Source organism: Flindersiella endophytica (genome assembly GCF_054779015.1).
In genome coordinates this window covers 386829-404945 of record NZ_BAAGYY010000013.1, presented here as the reverse complement: position 1 = coordinate 404945, position 18117 = coordinate 386829, and the positions used below count along the sequence as shown (strand labels likewise).

The 18117-nt window shown below is 70.2% G+C and carries 22 protein-coding genes; 16 read left to right on the top strand and 6 right to left on the bottom strand.

Annotated elements, in window-relative coordinates; genetic code table 11:
- Positions 1 to 76: 76 nt before the first annotated feature.
- From ACYVF6_RS14175 to ACYVF6_RS14165, 3 genes are read right to left on the bottom strand one after another with little or no spacing between them, the layout of a single operon-like run.
- Positions 77 to 274 carry a DUF6186 family protein gene (locus tag ACYVF6_RS14175; protein ID WP_460521117.1) on the bottom strand — a complete coding sequence of 66 codons (198 nt, stop codon included), beginning with the start codon at positions 272 to 274 and terminating at the stop codon, positions 77 to 79.
- Positions 271 to 675 (bottom strand): hypothetical protein, encoded by a 405-nt coding sequence (locus tag ACYVF6_RS14170; protein ID WP_460521115.1) that lies wholly within the window; start codon positions 673 to 675, stop codon positions 271 to 273. Before ACYVF6_RS14170 ends, ACYVF6_RS14175 begins: the two co-directional genes overlap by 4 nt.
- 10 nt (positions 676 to 685) lie before the next feature.
- Positions 686 to 1969: a cytochrome P450 family protein gene (locus ACYVF6_RS14165; protein WP_460521113.1), complete on the bottom strand. Its 1284-nt coding sequence runs from the start codon at positions 1967 to 1969 to the stop codon at positions 686 to 688.
- 52 nt (positions 1970 to 2021) lie between these two features.
- Between ACYVF6_RS14165 and ACYVF6_RS14160 the strand changes: the two genes are divergently transcribed.
- From ACYVF6_RS14160 to ACYVF6_RS14140, 5 genes are read left to right on the top strand one after another with little or no spacing between them, the layout of a single operon-like run.
- A complete protein-coding gene (locus ACYVF6_RS14160) occupies positions 2022 to 3587 on the top strand; it encodes a hypothetical protein (protein WP_460521111.1) in 1566 nt (521 codons plus the stop codon).
- A 33-nt stretch (positions 3588 to 3620) separates the two neighbouring features.
- Positions 3621 to 3977, top strand: a complete 357-nt coding sequence (gene hisI / locus ACYVF6_RS14155; RefSeq protein ID WP_460521109.1) for a phosphoribosyl-AMP cyclohydrolase — start codon at positions 3621 to 3623, stop codon at positions 3975 to 3977.
- On the top strand, positions 3974 to 5482 hold the full coding sequence (locus tag ACYVF6_RS14150) for an anthranilate synthase component I (protein WP_460521107.1): 1509 nt from the start codon (positions 3974 to 3976) through the stop codon (positions 5480 to 5482). Before hisI ends, ACYVF6_RS14150 begins: the two co-directional genes overlap by 4 nt.
- Positions 5483 to 5502: 20 nt before the next feature.
- Positions 5503 to 6033, top strand: coding sequence for a Trp biosynthesis-associated membrane protein (locus tag ACYVF6_RS14145; RefSeq protein WP_460521105.1), 531 nt, complete (start codon positions 5503 to 5505; stop codon positions 6031 to 6033).
- A gap of 59 nt (positions 6034 to 6092) precedes the next feature.
- Entirely contained in the window at positions 6093 to 6356 is a 264-nt protein-coding gene (locus tag ACYVF6_RS14140) for an HGxxPAAW family protein (RefSeq protein WP_460521103.1), read from the top strand.
- A 78-nt stretch (positions 6357 to 6434) separates the two neighbouring features.
- Here the strand turns inward: ACYVF6_RS14140 and ACYVF6_RS14135 are convergent, their stop codons facing one another.
- Positions 6435 to 6980 (bottom strand): P-loop nucleotide/nucleoside kinase family protein, encoded by a 546-nt coding sequence (locus ACYVF6_RS14135; protein ID WP_460521101.1) that lies wholly within the window; start codon positions 6978 to 6980, stop codon positions 6435 to 6437.
- A 25-nt stretch (positions 6981 to 7005) separates the two neighbouring features.
- Between ACYVF6_RS14135 and ACYVF6_RS14130 the strand changes: the two genes are divergently transcribed.
- From ACYVF6_RS14130 to ACYVF6_RS14110, 5 genes are all read left to right on the top strand, one after another.
- Positions 7006 to 7458 carry an Lrp/AsnC family transcriptional regulator gene (locus ACYVF6_RS14130; RefSeq protein WP_460521099.1) on the top strand — a complete coding sequence of 151 codons (453 nt, stop codon included), beginning with the start codon at positions 7006 to 7008 and terminating at the stop codon, positions 7456 to 7458.
- Between the two features lie 90 nt (positions 7459 to 7548).
- Positions 7549 to 8376: a dimethylarginine dimethylaminohydrolase family protein gene (gene ddaH, locus ACYVF6_RS14125; RefSeq protein ID WP_460521097.1), complete on the top strand. Its 828-nt coding sequence runs from the start codon at positions 7549 to 7551 to the stop codon at positions 8374 to 8376.
- Positions 8373 to 9647 carry an aspartate aminotransferase family protein gene (gene rocD, locus ACYVF6_RS14120; RefSeq protein WP_460521095.1) on the top strand — a complete coding sequence of 425 codons (1275 nt, stop codon included), beginning with the start codon at positions 8373 to 8375 and terminating at the stop codon, positions 9645 to 9647. The genes ddaH and rocD overlap by 4 nt, the downstream gene beginning before the upstream one ends.
- Positions 9648 to 9783: 136 nt before the next feature.
- Positions 9784 to 10005 (top strand): hypothetical protein, encoded by a 222-nt coding sequence (locus ACYVF6_RS14115; RefSeq protein ID WP_460521093.1) that lies wholly within the window; start codon positions 9784 to 9786, stop codon positions 10003 to 10005.
- A 69-nt stretch (positions 10006 to 10074) separates the two neighbouring features.
- Positions 10075 to 10197 carry a 50S ribosomal protein L36 gene (locus ACYVF6_RS14110; RefSeq protein WP_460521091.1) on the top strand — a complete coding sequence of 41 codons (123 nt, stop codon included), beginning with the start codon at positions 10075 to 10077 and terminating at the stop codon, positions 10195 to 10197.
- Between the two features lie 73 nt (positions 10198 to 10270).
- On the opposite strand, the gene ACYVF6_RS14105 is transcribed toward ACYVF6_RS14110, so the two are convergent.
- Positions 10271 to 11308 carry a Gfo/Idh/MocA family protein gene (locus tag ACYVF6_RS14105; RefSeq protein WP_460521089.1) on the bottom strand — a complete coding sequence of 346 codons (1038 nt, stop codon included), beginning with the start codon at positions 11306 to 11308 and terminating at the stop codon, positions 10271 to 10273.
- A gap of 22 nt (positions 11309 to 11330) precedes the next feature.
- On the bottom strand, positions 11331 to 11810 hold the full coding sequence (locus ACYVF6_RS14100) for a DUF2752 domain-containing protein (protein ID WP_460521087.1): 480 nt from the start codon (positions 11808 to 11810) through the stop codon (positions 11331 to 11333).
- Positions 11811 to 11937: 127 nt separating this feature from the next.
- Between ACYVF6_RS14100 and ACYVF6_RS14095 the strand changes: the two genes are divergently transcribed.
- The 6 genes from ACYVF6_RS14095 (at position 11938) to lgt (ending at position 18019) form a co-directional block, all read left to right on the top strand.
- Positions 11938 to 12768: an RDD family protein gene (locus tag ACYVF6_RS14095; RefSeq protein WP_460521085.1), complete on the top strand. Its 831-nt coding sequence runs from the start codon at positions 11938 to 11940 to the stop codon at positions 12766 to 12768.
- Between the two features lie 274 nt (positions 12769 to 13042).
- Positions 13043 to 13846: an indole-3-glycerol phosphate synthase TrpC gene (gene trpC, locus ACYVF6_RS14090; RefSeq protein ID WP_460521083.1), complete on the top strand. Its 804-nt coding sequence runs from the start codon at positions 13043 to 13045 to the stop codon at positions 13844 to 13846.
- Positions 13847 to 13860: 14 nt separating this feature from the next.
- Positions 13861 to 15126, top strand: coding sequence for a tryptophan synthase subunit beta (gene trpB / locus ACYVF6_RS14085; RefSeq protein WP_460521081.1), 1266 nt, complete (start codon positions 13861 to 13863; stop codon positions 15124 to 15126).
- Positions 15123 to 15917: a tryptophan synthase subunit alpha gene (gene trpA / locus ACYVF6_RS14080; protein WP_460521079.1), complete on the top strand. Its 795-nt coding sequence runs from the start codon at positions 15123 to 15125 to the stop codon at positions 15915 to 15917. Before trpB ends, trpA begins: the two co-directional genes overlap by 4 nt.
- Positions 15918 to 16237: 320 nt before the next feature.
- Entirely contained in the window at positions 16238 to 16876 is a 639-nt protein-coding gene (locus ACYVF6_RS14075; RefSeq protein WP_460521077.1) for an SCO family protein, read from the top strand.
- Positions 16877 to 16975: 99 nt separating this feature from the next.
- Positions 16976 to 18019, top strand: a complete 1044-nt coding sequence (lgt, locus tag ACYVF6_RS14070) for a prolipoprotein diacylglyceryl transferase (RefSeq protein ID WP_460521075.1) — start codon at positions 16976 to 16978, stop codon at positions 18017 to 18019.
- Positions 18020 to 18117: the final 98 nt, after the last annotated feature.

Sequence of the window (18117 nt, the reverse complement as noted above, 5' to 3'; positions counted from 1 at the left end):
TCAAGCGAGGTCGGATCACGTCTCTTCGTAGGCGACCGGATACCCACTCGTCAAGCCAGCCGGAAGGTTTGTTTACTCATCTGGCCAGGAAGTGCCAGCCGAGCCAGGCCCACACGAACAGCACGACCGCACGGGCCCAGCGGGTACGGCAGGTGGCACTGACCGACTCGCGGAACCTCACCCAGCCCTCCGGACGCAGCCAGGCAAGCAGGCTGAGCACGCCCGCGACGGCGAACAGCGCCACGAAGCCCAAGATCTGAATCGCCCGGGTCATCGCAGGCCTTCCAGCAGCCGGCGCCCGGCCTGTAGCCAGATCAGCCACCCCGCGAACCGCAGCACGCGGTGGTCGAGTACGGGATCGAGCAGCGCGGACAGCGTGGGGTAGTGCCAGCTGCTGACGGTCGGCGCGGGCTGGTGGAAGAACGCCCACGCCTCCCACAGGAGGCCGACGCCGATCAGCACCGCCCAGGCGATTGTCGTGCGCCGGAGCGCGGTGCCTAGCCCGGTGCGTTCGCCTGCCGGCCGGCGCAGCACCGCGACCGCTACCAGTGCCGCGGGCACCGCGACGGCGACCGTCGCCGGCCAGGTCATCGACGCGAAACCGGACCCGATCCAGGCGTAGGCCACCAGCACCAGCACGACCAGCAGGTCGCGACGCGCGAGCCGAGTGAGCACAGCGCCAACCCTATGGCCGGATATCGGTCACCCGGACGAACAAGCCGTCGCGCGGGCGCATCGCCGCCAGGCTGGTCGGCCGGATCGGCCGGGGGAGCGGCTCGAGCTGGGTTCGCGTGACCAGCCGGCCGAGCATGGCGCGCAGTTCGGTCGTCGCGAAGCCGGCGCCGATGCAGCGGTGCGGCCCGCCGCTGAACGGGAGGTACTCGTGCGGTCCGGGCTTGAAGTACCGCGGGTCCTCCGGAAGCCAGCGTGCCGGGTCGAAGCGTTCGGGCTCGGGTCCCCACACGTCGGCGAGCCGGTGGGTGACGTACGGGCTGAAGATGACGTACGACTCCGCCGGGATCTGGTGGCCGGCGTACTCGAACGGCTCGACCACCCAGCGCGCGCTGACCACTGCCGGCGGGTAGAGCCGCAAGGTCTCCTGGACGACGGCCTCGAGGTACGGCGCCGCCGGGTCGGCCTCGAGCGCCGCACGCAGCTTGGCCCACTCACCGTCGGCCGTCAGCAGCGCGTGGATCGCCCAGGCCATCGCGGCCGACGTGGTCTCGTAGCCGGCGGCGATCAGGCTGACGACCTGGTCGCGTACCTCGGCGTCGGTGAGCCGCGAGCCGTCCTCGTCGGCCGCCTCGATCAGTGCGCCGAGTACGTCGGTGTCGCCGGCCGAGGGATCCGCCCGGCGGCGCTCGATCTCGGCGAAGACCACCTTGTCGACGTCGGCCCGAGCGCGCATCCCGCGCTTCCAGGCCGGCGTGCCGAGCCGCCGTACCGCGTGCCAGATCGAGCCGTCGATCAGGTCCAGCGCGACCTGCAGCCGCGCACCGAGGTAGGCCTCGTCGGCCGCCAGCCGGTCGCCGAACAGCGCCTGGATCGTGCTGCGCCGGATCGCCCGCCGGAACACCTGATAGATGTCCAGCACGTTGCCGTCGCGAAGCTCGTCGATCGCGCGGTCGGCGTTGGCGCGAAACGTGTCGGTATAACCCGCGACCCGCTTGTGATGGAAGGCCGGCTGCACCAGCCGCCGGCGCCGCTTGTGGTCCTCGCCGTCGCTCACGATCAGGGCCGACTCTCCGCCCGCCGGGATCACCGCCTCGAACGCCTCCCGCCACCGGAACAGGCCGGAGTTGGCGAGCACGAACCGGTTCGCCTCCGGCCCGAGGAGGTAGGTGACCCGGACCTTTCCGGCACCCAGCCGGCAGACCTGGCCGTGTCTTTCGTACATCCGCTGTAACCCGATGAACGGATTCGCGCCCAGATCCAGGTATGTCCTGGCCGTCTGCCACAGAGAGGTCATGTCACAATGATCCGTGCTCACCGCCAGTGATCTTGTGCGTACAGAAGGTGTGATGCGGAAAGCCCTGCAGGGGCGTCCGCGGCGACGGCGGGTGCCCTGGACGCTCGCCGTCGGCGGGCTGCTCGCGGTCGCCGTGGTGGTGTTCGAGCTGCGGCTGCTGCCCTCGCCCGTGCCGTCCGACCAGATCCAGTACTTCCAGGTCGCGCGCGACTTCCCGACGTCCACCGACGGCTACTTCCTGCATCAGATCACCAGATACGGGTTGCTGTTCCCGCTGCGCGCGCTGATCGAGATCTTCGGGTACGGCCAGGTCGCCTACTACTCCTTCAGCGTGCTGGCCGGACTGTCGCTGGCGCTGTCGGTCTACGCGATCGGCACGCTGCTGTTCGCCCGCGGCGTCGGTCTGGCGGCCGCGGTGCTGACCGTCGGCAACAACGTCATCCTCGGCGACCTGCTGCAGTTGCTGCCGGACGTCTTCGGCACGTCGCTGCTGTGCTGGGCGCTGGCCCTGGCGATCGCGATCCGGCAACGGCGGCCGGCGGTGTGGGGGAGCAGGCGGCGGCTGGTCCTGGCGCTGCTCGGCGTCGGCGTGCTGCTGGCATGGAGCTATGCCGTCCGCGAGTACCTCGTCTTCGTCTGGCCGCTGGTGGGGCTGATCCTGTTCCGGCGGGTCGGCTGGCGTGGTTTGCTGCTGGTGGCCGCACCGATCGGCGCGTACGTCGTCCTCGAGCTGGTCGTGAGCGGGCTGGCCTACGGCGACCCGCTCACGAGGGTGAAGGCGATCCTCGGGCACGGCAACGTCCCGTTGCGCGAGGAGGCACGGGCGACGTACCAGAACAAGCCCCGGCGGTGGTACCTCGACCGGGTGCTCGTCGGGCTCGGTGCCGTACCTGAAGGGGCCTGGCTGCAGGCGGCGCTCGGCACCACGTTCGCCGCCGGAATCGTGGCCTGGCGCCGGCTGGGGATCTTCCTGGTGTGGGCCGCGCTGGTGTACGTGCCGCTGGTGCTGCTGGGCGGGCTGGTCGACCCCGGCGCGCCGAAGCTGCGGCTGTTCATGATGCGCTACTGGTTCCCGCTGGTGCCGGCCATCATCCTGGCCTCGGTCGCCTGCGTCTGGCTCGGCGCGAAGTACGTCCTCAGCAAGGTGAAGTTGGTTCCGGAACAGCGGGTCGCGCTGGTCGCCGCGCTGGCGACGCTCCTCGTCGCGGCCGTGCCGCTCGGGCTGGCGGCGCCACGCTGGGGCGTTCCGGTCGGCTATCGCGTGGTCGGGTTCAACCACATCAGCGGGTTCCGGGACTGGCTGGGTGAGCACCGCGGCGACGTGCGGACGTTGTGGGGCGACGACCGGACGCTGCGGGTGCTGCAGATCTTCGTCAACGACCCGTTCGGCCGGCCGGTGTGGACGGGCCGGCTTGCGGAGCTGGACCCCGACGGGCCGCGGCCGCGAACCGGCGACTACGTGCTCGTCTACGGCGCGCAGAACGACAGCCCGTCGCCTTGTACGCACTGCCGGCTCTACATCCAGCAGATCTACGGAAAGCCGGTGCGCGTGCCGGCCGACTGGAAGCAGGTCTACGGCACACCGGACCGCCAGGTGCTGGTCTATCGGGTCGGCTGAGGCCACTTGGCGGCTCGCGGGACAATTGGGCCCATGCCTGCGAGCTCCCTCGACCCCAAGATCGCCGAACGGCTGAAGCGCGACAGCCAGGGCCTCGTCGTCGCCGTCGTCCAACAGCACGACACGAAAGAGGTCCTGATGGTCGGCTGGATGGACGACGAGGCGCTGCATCGCACGCTGACCACCGGCCGGGCGACGTACTGGAGCCGCAGCCGGCAGGAGTACTGGGTGAAGGGCGAGACGTCCGGAAACCGGCAGTGGGTCAAGGAGGTCCGGCTCGACTGCGACGGCGACGCGCTGCTGCTCGAGGTCGAGCAGGAGGGCCCTGCCTGCCACACCGGAGACCGCACCTGCTTCGACGCCGGACTGCTGGAAGGGACCGCCGCGTGAGCCTGCTGGGCGCGACCACGCCCGCGCTGGAGGAGTTCCGGGAGCTGGCCAAGAGCCGGCGCGTGATCCCGGTGACCCGGCGCCTGCTCGCCGACGCGGAGACGCCGCTCGGCGTCTACGCCAAGCTGGCGCGCGACGAGCCCGGGACGTTCCTGTTCGAGTCGGCGGAGCACGGCGTGTGGGGGCGCTACTCCTTCATCGGCGTCCGCTCGGCCGCGACGCTGGTGGAGCGGGATGGCGTGGCCCACTGGCTCGGCAAGCCACCGGTCGGGTTGCCGTCCGGCGGGGATCCACTGGCGGCCGTCCGCGAGTCTCTCGCGTTGCTGCACACGGAGCGCTTCCCTGACCTGCCACCGCTGACCAGCGGGCTGGTCGGCTACATCGGCTACGACTCCGTACGCCGGCTGGAGCGGCTGCCGTCGCTCGCGACCGACGACCTGCACCTGCCAGAGCTGGCGCTGATGTTCGCGACCGACATCGCGGTGCTCGACCACTCCGACGGCACCGTCCTGCTCATCGCGAACGCCGTCAACTGGGACGACAGCGACGAGCGCGTCGACGAGGCCTGGGCCGACGCCGTACGCCGGCTCGACACGATGACGGCGGCGCTCGGCGAGCCCACGCCGTCGTTCGTGACCGGCGTCGACCTGGCGGCACCGCCCGCGTACGAGCGTCGGCGGACGCAAGCCGAACACATGGCCGCGGTCGAGCAGGCCAAGGAGGAGATTCGGGCCGGCGAGGCGTTCCAGGTCGTGGTGTCGCAGCGGTTCGAGCGGCAGACGAGCGCGCGTGCGTTCGACGTCTACCGCGTGCTGCGGCTGTCCAACCCGAGCCCGTACATGTACCTCCTGCGCTTCGACGACTTCGACATCGTGGGCTCCTCGCCCGAGGCGCTGGTCACGGTCACCGGCGACCACGTGATGACCCACCCGATCGCCGGCACCCGGCCGCGCGGCTCGACGCCGGAGACCGACCACGCGCTGGAGCAGGAGCTGCTGGACGACGAGAAGGAACGCGCCGAGCACCTGATGCTGGTCGACCTCGGACGCAACGACCTCGGCCGGGTCAGCGTGCCCGGCACGGTCGAGGTGGTCGACTTCATGGTCGTACGCCGCTACAGCCACGTGATGCACCTCGAGTCGACCGTGGTCGGGCGGTTGTCGCCGGACCAGACCGCGTTCGACGCGCTGTGCGCCTGTTTCCCGGCCGGCACGCTGTCGGGCGCGCCGAAGCCGCGGGCGATGGAGATCATCGAGTCGCTCGAGCCGACCCGGCGCGGACTCTACGGCGGCGTGGTGGGCTACCTCGACTTCGCCGGCGACCTCGACGCCGCGATCGCCATCCGTACCGCTTTGCTGCGCGACGGCGTGGCGTACGTCCAGGCGGGCGGCGGCATCGTCGCCGACTCCGACCCGGAGGCCGAGGACCTGGAGACCCGTAACAAGGCCGCTGCCGCACTACGGGCGATCGCGATCGCGGAGACGTTCTCCGTGCCACAGCCATGACCGGGGCCACGACCGGGGCCATGACCGGCCGCCGGGAGCTGATCGTCGGGCTCGCGGTGGTGCTGGCAGGCTCGGCTTTGGTGCTGCTCGCCGGAACCCAGCCCTGGGCGTCGGTGCCGGGCGCGAACGCGACGGTGCCGTCGTCGGTAGAAGCCGCACTGAAGGGCTCGGCGATCTCGCCTGGTGCGCGGGCGCTCGGACTCGTCGGGCTGGCGGGAATCGTCGCGCTGCTCGCGACCCGGCGGGCTGGCCGCCGGGTGGTGGGCGTGCTGCTGGCGCTGGCCGGGCTCGCCGTGTGCGGGCTCAGCGTCTTCTGGTCCGCCGAACCCCCTGCCCTCCTCGGCGCCACGAACGCGGCGATGGACCGTACGTTCTGGAGCTGGATCTCGGTGGCCGGCGGCGTCCTCCTCCTCGCCGGCGGCCTGCTCGCGGCCATCCGTTCCCCCCACTGGCCCGCGATGGGCTCCCGCTACGACGCGCCGGCCCGCAAGCAGGCCAAGGAAGACGATCCGTGGGCCGCCCTCGACCGCGGCGAGGACCCGACCGTCTGAGCTTCCTACGACGGCGACAGAATAGGCGCGAGACATGTCAGAAGGGGATTGGCAGGCTGATGGCTAGCGAGTCGAACAACGAGCACCACGACAACGAGGGCAAGACGCCTGCCGCGTGGACGACGGTGATCCTGCTGATCATCGCCTCGTGTGTCGGAGGCGTGGCGGTCGTGCTGGGCAACTGGTGGCTGTTCGGCATCGGCGGCGGGGGCGGCGTCGTGCTCTCGCTGATCGTCGGCAAGATCATGGCGGCGGCCGGTCTCGGGGCCAAGCACTCCGAGTCCACCGAGGCCGCTGAGATCACCGAGGCGACCGCCGTCTAGGCCACCCGCCTCGGGTCCCCGTCGGCCGGGTCGGCGGGCGCTGTCAGGGTCTCGTTGCCGTCGACGACACCGCCCGCGTCAGCAACTCGCGATCCGGGCGGCCAGTGCTGGCACGTCGATCGGCTTGGTGGTGTCGACTCGGATCACCGGGCCGAAGGCGAGGGGTTCGGCGTGTCCCTCCATCTCGGTCATCTCGTCGTCGGTCATGGGGGCGCCGTGGATGGGGTGGCGGGTCGGCCGGCGGTCGCGGAAGCGTTGCCAGGCGAGCTCCTGCGGTACGTCGCACCAGACTTCGATCACTCGCGTCGCGCCGGCGCGGGCCAAGCCGTCGGCGGCGAACGGGCGGACGTCCGCGCGCCACGAGCTCTCCAGCACCGCACCCCGCGACGCGTACGCCAGCAGGGACCACAGCGTCTCCGACGCCGCCCGGCCGAACAGCCGGTTCCACTCCCGTTGCGACCGGCCGTCGGGTGGTGAGGCACCGAACACGTCGGCGTGGGTCTCCTTGATCACGTCCTTGCTGAACAACGGCAGCCCCAGCTCCGCGGCCAGCGGCGGTGCCAAAGTCGACTTGCCGGCCGCCGGCATGCCATTGACCAGGACCACGAGATGGTCAGGATGCATGGCCGGAGAGCTTACGCTTTCCACCATGGACCGGCTCGACGACAAAATCCTCGCCTGCCTGATGGAGGACGGGCGGGCCAGCTTCGCCGACATCGGCGCCCGGATCGGGCTGTCCGCGCCCGCGGTGAAGCGACGCGTGGACCGGCTGCGGCAGGACGGCGTGATCACGGGCTTCACCGCGCAGGTCGACCCCCACGAGCTGGGCTGGACGACCGAGGCCTACGTCGAGCTCTACTGCCAGGGCCACACCTCGCCGAAGATCATCCGGGACGGCATGGCCGCGTTCCCCGAGGTGGTGTCGGCCTGCACGATGACCGGCGACGCCGACGCGCTGGTCCACATCCGCGCGGCCGACATCCAGCACTTCGAGGAGGTCCTGGAACGGATCAACTCCGAGCCGTATGTCGTACGCACGAAGAGCGGTCTGGTGCTGTCCAGGCTGTTCGAGCGGCCCGGCATCGTGGCGCACAACGAATAGCCGCGCAAGCCCGGATTTGCGCAACGAATCGTCGCTGACGCGCAAGCTTGACAGCTTGGGCTTGCGCCTCGCCGTTTCTAGCCTTTCCTCATGGCGCAGCAACGGCATTACCTCATGTGTCGTCCGGACTACTTCGCCGTGACGTACGCGATCAACCCCTGGATGCACCCCGAGAAGCCGGTCGATCCCGGCCTCGCGGTCGCGCAGTGGGAGAACCTGCGGCAGGTCTACCTCGACCTGGGCCACCGGGTCAGCCTGATCGACCCGCTGCCCGGCCTGCCCGACATGGTGTTCGCCGCCAACGGCGCGGTGGTCGTCGGAATGGACGACCGCAGCGTTGTGTTCGGGACGCGCTTCCGGCATCCGCAGCGCCGGGCCGAAGAGGAGGCGTACGCAGGCTGGTTCGAGGCCCGCGACGGCTTCACCGTCCATCGCCCAAGGGCGATCGCCGAGGGCGAGGGCGACTTCCTGGTCACCGACGACTACGTCCTGGCCGGCACGGGCTTCCGTTCCGACCTCGAAGCGCACAACGAGCTGGCCAAGCTGATCGACCGTCCGGTGGTCACGCTGCGGCTGATCGACCCGCGCTACTACCACCTCGACACCGCGCTCACGGTCCTCGACGAGGAGCGCGGCACGGTCGCCTACCTCCCCGGGGCGTTCGCGCCGAGCAGCCGCAAGCGGCTGCGCCAGCTGTTCCCGGACGCGATCGAGGCCGGCGCCGACGACGCGGCGGTGTTCGGGCTGAACGCGGTCTCCGACGGCAGGCACGTCGTGCTGCCGGAGCAGGCCGTCAAGCTCGCCGAGCAGTACTCCCAGCGCGGTTTCGAGCCGATCACCGTCGACCTGTCGGAGCTACGCAAGGCCGGCGGCGGTCCGAAGTGCTGCACGCTCGAAGTGAGAGGACCAGTCCGATGACGTCCACGCTGCCACCGTCGCTGGAACACCGCATCACGCCGGCCCAGCACATCGAGCTGGCCGAGAAGTACGCCGCGCACAACTACCACCCGCTGCCGGTCGTCGTCGCCGAGGCCGAGGGCGCCTGGGTGACCGACGTACAGGGCCGCCGTTACCTCGACTGCCTCGCGGGCTACTCCGCGCTCAACTTCGGCCACCGCCACCCGCAGATCGTCGCGGCGGCGCGCGACCAGCTGGACCGGCTGACGCTGACCAGCCGCGCGTTCCACCACGACCAGTTCGGCCCGTTCGTCGCGGAGCTGTCGGACCTCGTCGCGAAGATGGCCCCCGGAAACGGACAGAGCGTCGAGGCGCCGATGGTGCTGCCGATGAACACCGGCGCGGAGGCGGTCGAGACCGCGCTGAAGCTCGCCCGCAAGTGGGGTTACGAGCGCAAGGGCGTGCCCGACGGCCGCGCGAAGATCATCGTCGCAGGCGGAAACTTCCACGGCCGCACGATCACGATCGTGAGCTTCTCCGACGACCCGGACGCGCACGACCACTACGGCCCCTACACGCCGGGCTTCGTCACCGTGCCCTACGGCGACGCCGGCGCGATCGCCGCGGCCATCGACGACGACACGGTCGCGGTCCTGCTGGAGCCGATCCAGGGGGAGGCGGGCGTGATCGTGCCGCCACCCGGCTACCTGCGTGAGGTCCGCCAGTTGTGCGCCGACAACCGCGTGCTGTTCGTCGCCGACGAGATCCAGTCCGGGCTCGGGCGTACGGGCAAGACGTTCGCCTGCGAACACTCCGGTGTCGTGCCCGACCTGATCGTGCTCGGCAAGGCGCTCGGCGGCGGCGTCGTACCCGTGTCGGCCGTCGTGGGCAACCCCGAGGTGCTCGGCGTCGTCCAGCCGGGCCAGCACGGCAGTACGTTCGGCGGCAACCCGCTGGCGTGCGCGGTCGGCCGTCAGGTCGTCGGACTGCTGCGGCAGGGCACCTACCAGGCCAGGGCGGCGCGCCTCGGCGACCTGCTGCACGCCCGGCTCGGTGCGCTCGTCGGCCAGGGCCTGCTCGAGGTTCGCGGCGTCGGCCTGTGGGCCGGTCTCGACATCGATCCGGCGCTCGGCTCCGGCCGCGAGGTCTGTGCCGCGCTGGCCGAACGCGGCGTACTCGCGAAAGACACCCACGGCTCGACGATCCGGCTGGCGCCACCACTGGTCGTCGAGGCGGCCGACCTGGAGTGGGCGGTCGAGCAACTCGCCGAGGTGCTGCGCGGGCGCCGCTAGAGCAAATCGGCGAGCGGAGTCTTCCTCCCCGAACTGAGATCATTGGACGCGGTTCCGTGACACGGTTGTGCCGCCACGTTCGGCGTGGACGAAACCTGCGTGGATCTCGAGTCCGCTGGACGACGGTGGGGGGACGATGGCGGCAGAGTTCGACCTGTTCCTGGACCTGGGCGACCGCTTTCACGAGGCCGAGACGCTCACCCGCCTCGGTGACACCCACCACAGCATGGGCAGCACGCGGCTCGCCCGCGCGGCCTGGCGGCGGGCCGTGTCGATCCTGGACGATCTCGACCATCCCGCCGCCGACGAGGTGCGCGCCCACCTCACCAGCGCCGACCTCGGCGTGGTCGCCGGCTAGGGGTCGTGGCCGCCGGAATGCCGCAACCCCTTCAGGTGTTGACGAAGGCGAGTGCGAAGGGAGCCACCAGTGAAGGTTCGCAGTTCGCTTCGGTCGCTGAAGTCGATGCCTGGAGCGCAGGTCGTACGCCGCGGCAAGAGGGTGCTCGTCCTCAACCGCAACCATCCGCGCATGAAGGCTCGCCAGGGCTGACAAGCCGAGCAACCGGGCCCAGGAGGTAACTACCGCGCCTCCTGGGCCTACGTCTGTCCGGCTCCGCCCAGACCTAGACCTCGGCGAGTGAGACGCGGTGACCGGTCGCGGCGGAGAGGCGAACCGCGTCGGTGAACTCCATGTAGCGCACGGCTGTGGCGACGTCGGTCAGGCGGACCTGCTCCTCGCCGCGGATCGCGCCGACGAACTCCGCCTCGACCCGCCAGTCGCCGCGCTCGCCAGCGGCCGGCGTCACCTCGGCGGCGGCCTGCTCGCCCTCCCGCCGGAGTGTGAGCACCTGGCCGGCCAGGTCGACGAACAGCGAGCCGGCCGAGCCGTACAGCCAGACGCCGTTCGACTCGCCGAACCGTGCGTGCGGGCTCATGTCGAGGCTCAGCCGCGCTCCTCCCGGCAGCTCACCGATCACCGACAGCAGGTCGGGTACATCGGCGGGGATTCCGGGTGTGGCGGAGTGGGTGGAGCCGGCGCCGGCGACGTTCTGCTCGGCGGCCTGCACCCACGTCGTGTGCCCGACCCAGCGCGCCATGCCCTCGTACAGGATTCCGAGCGACAGGACGTTGTTGCCGCTGTAGCGCCGGTCCAGGCGCCACGCCGGGCCCGGCTCCAGCCCGCCGTTGCCGCCACCCCAGAACGCCCGGACCAGCCGCAGCTCGCCGAGCTCGCCCGACGTCAGCAGCCGGCGCACGCACGCGTCGGCCCACAGGCTGAACGGCGACGGCACCACCATCGACACCAGGTCGGGCCGGCGCAGCGCGGCGGCCAGCATGGTGCGGCCTTCGGCGGCGTTCATCGCGAGCCTGGCCTGGGTGAGGACGTGTTTGCCGTCGTCGAGCGCCGCCAGGAAGATCGGCTCGTGGAGGTACGGCCAGGTGCCGATCACAACCGCGTCGATGTCGGGATCGGCCACCAGGTCGCGCCAGTGCCGGTGGGTGCGCGCGAAGCCGAACTCCTCGGCCGCCCGCCGGCTGGACTCCTCGGTGGTGTTGGCGACCGCCTCGAGGCGTACGCCGGAAAGTTTCGCGAAGCCGGGAACGTGCCGGGACCGCACGATGGACCCGGCGCCGACAACGCCGATCCGCAAAGTATTCATGCGGACCTGTCTACCCGGGCGACTAGACGTAGAGGGACGTGAACGGCGCCCACGGCAGGTTCCGGACAATTCCCCAGAGCACGCCGAGCGTGACGAGAACCGGCAACAGCGCCTTCTGCGCCCGCGGGCCGAGCCGCGGCCGGGGGAGCCGGACGATACCGAAGCGCTGCAGCATCCAGGCGAGCCAGAGATAGCCGACCACGAGGCCGCCGACCAGCACCGGAGCGTTGTAGTGGAGAGCCGCGCCGAAGTCGCCGTGCAGCAGTGCCGAGGCCATTCTGGTGGCGCCACATCCGGGGCAGTCGAAGCCGGTGAGTGTGCGCACCGGGCAGGGAACTCCGACGTCGAACACGCTGTAGCAAACTGCCAATCCAAGGCCGCCGACACCGGCAAGCGCGATTCCGCGTAGCGTGACGTCGGACGGAAGATCGCGCGGCGCCTCGCCAGGCTGCGGACCAGGGCTCTGGCCCGACCCTGCAGTGGGCTCGGCGAAGCGGGACATGCGCCCACAGTAACTCACGCGTGATCTCCACTAAAAAATGTGCGAACACCTGGCGTGACGCATTCCCTTGCATGGGGAGGCTCGCTATCGTGCCGGGAGTTCGCTGACTGCAACGAAGGAGACGGTTGTGAGTACGCCTCAGCCGCCTGGGGGCTACGACCCGCAGCAAGGCTACGGACAGGGCCAGCCGGGCTACGGCCAGCAGGGTCAGCAGCCCCAGCAGCCCTACGGCCAGGGTGGCCAGGGCTACGGGCAGGGTCAGCCGGGCTATGGCCAGCAGGGTCAACCGGGCCAGCAAGGATACGGCCAAGGCCAGCCGGGTTACGGCCAGCAAGGCCAGCCGGGCCAGCAAGGTCAGCAGGGATACGGCCAGCAGGGATATGGCCAGCAGCAGGGTTACGGTCAGCAGGGTTACGGCCAGCCAGGCCAGCAGGGCTACGGGCAGCAGGGCTATGGCCAGCAGCCTCAGCAGTACGGCCAGTACGGCGCTCAGGCCTATGGCCAGCAGTACGGCTACGGCGGAACGCCGGAGCTCGCGAGCTGGCCGCTGCGCGCCGGTGGCTACCTCATCGACGGCCTGATCGGCGGCATCCCGGCAATCATCGGGTACATCCTGGTCATGGTCACCGCGTCCAGCGGTAGCCCGAGTGCGGTGGTGATGATCATCGCGGGCGTGCTCTACCTCGCGTCGGCCATCATCAACCTGTGGAACGTCGTGTTCAAGCAGGGCAGCACCGGCCAGACCATCGGCAAGGGCGTGATGAAGATCAAGCTCGTCCGCGAGGACGACGGTCAGATTCTGGGCGCCGGCATGACGTTCGTGCGCGCGATCTGCCACGCGCTCGACGCCGGCCTCGGCTGCTTCCCGATCGGTTTCCTCTGGCCGCTGTGGGACGCCAAGAAGCAGACGTTCGCCGACAAGATCATCAAGACCCTGGTGATCAAGACTCCGCAGTAAACGCTCTTCCGCGACGTGCCGACCCCACGTCGCCGAGTGGGACCCCGTGGCTCCGGCCACGGGGTCTTGCCATTTCAGGGCTGGTTCAGGAGAGGGTCGCGAGCCTCGAACCGCGCCAAACGACCGGCCGGTGTCAAGAGTTCCCATGGTCGTCGTTACCCTGACGACTGTCCCCGTGGGCGTGGGTGAGGGCGGTCGTACGACAGGGCAGTACGGCTACGCAGGCTGCGAAACCTTCTCACGCGCCCGTAGCCGCGCAGGAAGGATCGACCGCGTGAGCGTACTCGATGAGATCCTCGATGGCGTCCGCGCCGATCTCGCGGACCGCCAGCAGCGTGTCTCGATCGAGGACCTCAAGTTAGCTGCTGGGCAGCAGGGTTACGCGATCGATCCGATGCCCCGGTTCCGCGCTGATGGTGTCGCGGTGATCGCCGAGGTGAAGCGTTCGAGCCCGAGCAAGGGCGCGCTGGCGGCGATCGCGGATCCGGCCTCGCTGGCCGCCGACTACCAAGCCGGCGGTGCCGCGTGCATCAGCGTGCTGACCGAGCAGCGCCGGTTCGGCGGGACGATCGAGGACCTGCGCTCGGTGCGGGCCGCGGTCGAGGTTCCCGTTCTGCGCAAGGACTTCATCGTCACGAGCTACCAGCTGTGGGAGGCTCGCGCGCACGGCGCCGACCTCGTGCTGCTGATCGTCGCGGCGCTGGACCAGAACGCCTTGATCGGGCTGGTCGAGCGGGCCGAGTCGATCGGCCTGACCCCGCTGGTCGAGTGCCATACCGAAGAAGAGGTCGAGCGGGCGGTCGATGCGGGCGCCAAGCTGATCGGCGTCAACGCGCGTAACCTGAAGACGCTCGAGGTCGAGCGTGGAGTGTTCGCGAGGCTGGCTCCGAGGATTCCGGCGGGGATCGTGAAGATCGCCGAATCCGGTATCCGCGGGCCGCACGACGTGATCGAATATGCCCGGGCCGGCGCCGATGCCGTGCTCGTCGGCGAGAGCCTGGTGACCGGGAAGAACCCGCGCGCGGCCGTGGCCGACCTCGTGGCGGCCGGTGCGCATCCGGCGCTGCGACACGACTGAGTAAGAGCTGGCACATGACTGACACACTCCCGGCGGGTCTCGCCGGGCCGGATACGAGTGGGCACTGGGGTCCGTTCGGCGGCCGCTTCATTCCCGAAGCTCTGGTCGCCGCGCTCAACGAGCTCGAGCAGGCCTACCTCGACGCCAAGCAGGACGAGACGTTCACCGCGGAGCTCGCCCGGATGGGGCGCGAGTACGGCAACCTGCCGAGCCTGCTCTACGACGCCACCCGGCTGTCCGAGGTCGCGGGCGCGCGGATCCTGCTCAAGCGCGAGGACCTCAACCACACCGGCGCACACAAGATTCGCAACGTGCTCGGCCAGGCGCTGCTGACCAAGCGAATGGGCAAGCGGCGCGTGATCGCCGAGACCGGCGCCGGTCAGCACGGTGTCGCCGCCGCGACGGCCGCGACCTACCTCGGCCTGGAATGCCTCGTCTACATGGGCGAGGAGGACACCAGGCGGCAGGCACTCAACGTCGCGCGGATGCGCATGCTGGGTGCCGAGGTGGTGCCGGTGAAGACCGGCAGCCGCACGCTGAAGGATGCCATGAACGAGGCGTTACGCGACTGGGTGGCCACGGTCGACCACACGCACTACCTCATCGGCTCGGTCGGCGGGCCGCACCCGTTCCCCGTGATCGTCCGCGACTTCTGCCGCGGCATCGGGGACGAGACGCGGGCGCAGGCACTGGAGCTGCTCGGCCGGCTGCCCGACGCGGTCTGCGCGTGCGTCGGCGGCGGCTCCAACGCCATGGGCATGTTCACCGCGTTCGTCGGCGACGAGTCGGTCGGGCTGTACGGCTACGAAGCGGCCGGCGACGGCGTCGACACCGGCCGGCACGCCGCCGCGATCACCGAGGGCCAGATCGGCGTGCTGCACGGCGCCCGCACCTACGTCCTGCAGGACGACGACGGGCAGACCAAGGAGTCGCACTCGATCTCGGCCGGGCTCGACTATCCGGCCGTCGGGCCGGAGCACGCTTACCTCTCGGCCTCCGGTCGCGCGGTCTACGAGCCTGTCACCGACGCCGAGGCGATGGACGCGTTCCAGCTGCTGACCCGTACCGAGGGGATCATCCCGGCGATCGAGTCGGCGCACGGCGTCGCGGGCGCGCTGCGGCTGGCCAAGCAGCTGGGGCCCGAGGCGATCATCATCGTCAACCTCTCCGGGCGCGGGGACAAGGACATGGACACCGCAGCCCGGTGGTTCGGCCTGCTGCCGAACGGTTCGTCGGAAGGCCGGCACGCAGCCGGTCCCGCTGAGGGGAGCGCCTCTTGAGCGCAGGAGCGGCGATCGAGAAGGCGCGCGCGGACGGGCGTTCCGCACTGGTGGGCTACCTGCCCGCCGGGTACCCGTCGTACGAAGGCGCGATCTCCGCGCTGCGCGCGATGGTCGAGGGCGGCGTCGACGTCATCGAGCTCGGCCTGCCCTACTCCGACCCGGTCATCGACGGGCCGACCATCCAGGAGGCCGCCGACCGCGCCCTGCGCGCCGGCACTCGTACCGTTGACGTGCTGCGGACCGTCGAGGCGATCGCCAAGCTCGGCGTGCCGACGCTCGTCATGACGTACTGGAACCCGATCGAGCGGTACGGCGTCGAGCGGTTCGCCTCGCAGCTGGCCTCGGCCGGCGGTGCCGGGCTGATCACGCCCGACCTCATCCCGGAGGAGGCCGGTGAGTGGCTCGCCGCAGCCGACCAGCACGGACTCGACAAAGTGTTCCTAGTGGCACTGTCGTCGACCGATGAGCGGATCCGGCTGACGGCGGAGGCGTGCCGCGGGTTCATCTACGCCGCCTCGGTGATGGGCGTGACGGGCACCCGGACCCAGACCAGCTCCGGCGCGCCGCACCTGGTGGAACGGGTGCGTGCGGTGTCCGGACTGCCGGTCGGCGTCGGGCTCGGGGTGTCCAACGGCGACCAGGCGGCCGAGGTGGCTACCTACGCCGACGCCGTGATCGTGGGATCGGCGTTCGTCCGGCGTGTCCTGGACGCCTCCGACGAGGCCGGTGCGGCCGCGGCGGTGGGCGAGCTGGCCCGCGACCTCGCCGAGGGCGTTCGCCGCCGCTGACCACCCGCCCGCCCGAGCTCCCGCCACCCCCGCGACCCCGAGAACCCCGCGAATGACCACGTTAACCACGTAATTGGCGGGTTAACCACGCCCCGGGCCGTGGCGAGGCACCTACTAGCGTGGCGCAGTGCCTCTTGCGGCGCTGCCGCGTGGGCCAACGTGTGGCGGATCCGCGAATGACCACGTTAACCACGCTAGGCGGACCTTCGCCACGCTCCGGGGCGTGGTTAACCAGCTAAATGCGTGGTTAACGTGGTCATTCGCGGGCCAGGGGCGGAGTGGCGGGGAACTTCGGGCGGGTGCCCGGAGGTTTTCCCTGCGTGACCGGCTTCGCTGTACGGATTGGTGTGCTCGGCGTGCTGGTGGTGCTCGGTGCCGCCGCATGCACAGCGCCCGCTACCCGGCCCGTCGGTGCGCAGTCTGCTGCCACGATCGAGCTGAGGGGGAGCGTGCCCTCCGAGCAGGTCGCCTTGCCCGACGCGACGTTCACCGACACCGCCGGCCGTCCGTTCCGGCTGCGGGCGGCGGCCAAGGGCTCGACGGTCACCGTGGTGTTCTTCGGCTACACCCACTGTCCCGAAGTGTGCTCGACCGTCGTCGCCGACCTCGCGCAGGCGTTGCGCCGGGTCGGTCCGGAGGTTCGCAGGCACGTCCGCGTGCTGTTCGTGACGGTCGACCCCGAACGCGACGAGCCCTCGACGCTGCGGCGCTACCTCGACCGTTTCGACCCGGCGTTCGTCGGGCTGGTCGGATCGGACACCACGCTTCGCGACGTGACCGGTGCGCTCGGTGTCGCGCTCACCGGGAGGCGGGACACCGGCGAGGGGTACGAGATCGGGCACGGGGCCCAGCTGATCGGTTTCGACGCCGCCCAGCAGCGGCGGGTGATCTGGCCCGAGGGCACGCCGGTGGGCGACCTCGAGGAGGACATCCGGACGCTCGTCCAGGAGGCGAAGTGACGGTGGCCTGTCTGGAGGCTCACCCCGGGTCTCACGCAGGGCTTGACGCAGGGCCGACACCGGCCACGCGGGCCGGCCGAACCCGGTAAGGTCTGCCGCGTGAACCTCGCCTTCATCCCCAGCCCGTCGCAAGGTGTGTGGCACCTCGGCCCGCTCCCGATCCGGGCGTACGCGCTCTGCATCATCGTCGGCGTCATCGTCGCGGCAGTCCTGGGCAACCGGGCGTGGGTGAAGCGCGGCGGCCAGCACGGCACGGTCTACGACATCACGATCTGGGCCGTCCCGTTCGGCCTGGTGGGTGCGCGGCTCTACCACGTCGCCACCGACTGGCAGCTCTACTTCGCCGAAGGCGCCAACCCGTGGCGGGCCTTCTACGTCTGGGAGGGCGGCCTCGGGATCTGGGGCGGTGTCGCGCTCGGCGCGCTCGGTGCCTGGATCGGCTGCCGGACCAAGAAGATCTCGCTGGCCGCGATGGCCGACACGGTCGTGCCGTTCATCGTGCTGGCGCAGGGGATCGGCCGCTGGGGCAACTGGTTCAACCAGGAGCTGATGGGCAGGCCCACCACGCTGCCGTGGGGCCTGGAGATCGCACCGAGCTTCCGCCCTGAAGGCTACGAGAAGTACGCCACGTTCCACCCGACGTTCCTGTACGAGTTCCTGTGGGACGTCGGCGTCTGCCTGGTCCTGCTCTGGGCGATCAAGCGGTTCAAGCTGGGGCACGGCCGTGGGTTCGCGTTGTACGTCTCGCTGTACACGCTCGGTCGCGGCTGGATCGAGTACATGCGGATCGACGAGGTCCACAATCACATCCTTGGACTGCGGTTCAACGTGTGGACGTCGATGGTGCTGTTCGTCGCTGGGGTCGTCTACCTCGTCATCTCCGGCTTGCTGCGGCCGGGAGTGGAGACCGACGTCGAGCCGCCCCGGCCGACGGCGCCCGGCGAAGCCGAGAAGGCCGCTGCTGAAGCGGCCGAGCCGGACGACTCCGACAAGTCCGAGGGCGGCTCCGAGGAGAAGGCCGAACCCGGCGACACCGCCGCCGACCCGGACCGTGAGCGGGCCGATCCGGTGGCCGACGACGAGGCCGAGGCCGCCGACGGCGAGAAAGTTAATGCGGAGGTCAAATCCGAGAAACCTGAGTAGGGTCCCAAGACCCTTGGAGATTTCCCGGTCGTTAAGAGAGAATCCACGGTACGAGACAGCCCAGACCGGAAATCATCTCATTATGTGGGATGATCGTT

What these genes read in the sequence shown, in the direction of transcription:
- ACYVF6_RS14175 (WP_460521117.1), bottom strand. Translation starts at nt 274, where the DNA reads ATGACCCGGGCGATTCAGATCTTGGGCTTCGTGGCGCTGTTCGCCGTC.
- ACYVF6_RS14165 (WP_460521113.1), bottom strand. Translation starts at nt 1,969, where the DNA reads ATGACCTCTCTGTGGCAGACGGCCAGGACATACCTGGATCTGGGCGCG.
- ACYVF6_RS14160 (WP_460521111.1), top strand. Translation starts at nt 2,022, where the DNA reads ATGCGGAAAGCCCTGCAGGGGCGTCCGCGGCGACGGCGGGTGCCCTGG.
- hisI (WP_460521109.1), top strand. Translation starts at nt 3,621, where the DNA reads ATGCCTGCGAGCTCCCTCGACCCCAAGATCGCCGAACGGCTGAAGCGC.
- ACYVF6_RS14145 (WP_460521105.1), top strand. Translation starts at nt 5,503, where the DNA reads ATGACCGGCCGCCGGGAGCTGATCGTCGGGCTCGCGGTGGTGCTGGCA.
- ACYVF6_RS14140 (WP_460521103.1), top strand. Translation starts at nt 6,093, where the DNA reads ATGGCTAGCGAGTCGAACAACGAGCACCACGACAACGAGGGCAAGACG.
- ACYVF6_RS14135 (WP_460521101.1), bottom strand. Translation starts at nt 6,980, where the DNA reads ATGCATCCTGACCATCTCGTGGTCCTGGTCAATGGCATGCCGGCGGCC.
- ACYVF6_RS14130 (WP_460521099.1), top strand. Translation starts at nt 7,006, where the DNA reads ATGGACCGGCTCGACGACAAAATCCTCGCCTGCCTGATGGAGGACGGG.
- ddaH (WP_460521097.1), top strand. Translation starts at nt 7,549, where the DNA reads ATGGCGCAGCAACGGCATTACCTCATGTGTCGTCCGGACTACTTCGCC.
- rocD (WP_460521095.1), top strand. Translation starts at nt 8,373, where the DNA reads ATGACGTCCACGCTGCCACCGTCGCTGGAACACCGCATCACGCCGGCC.
- ACYVF6_RS14115 (WP_460521093.1), top strand. Translation starts at nt 9,784, where the DNA reads ATGGCGGCAGAGTTCGACCTGTTCCTGGACCTGGGCGACCGCTTTCAC.
- ACYVF6_RS14105 (WP_460521089.1), bottom strand. Translation starts at nt 11,308, where the DNA reads ATGAATACTTTGCGGATCGGCGTTGTCGGCGCCGGGTCCATCGTGCGG.
- ACYVF6_RS14100 (WP_460521087.1), bottom strand. Translation starts at nt 11,810, where the DNA reads ATGTCCCGCTTCGCCGAGCCCACTGCAGGGTCGGGCCAGAGCCCTGGT.
- trpB (WP_460521081.1), top strand. Translation starts at nt 13,861, where the DNA reads ATGACTGACACACTCCCGGCGGGTCTCGCCGGGCCGGATACGAGTGGG.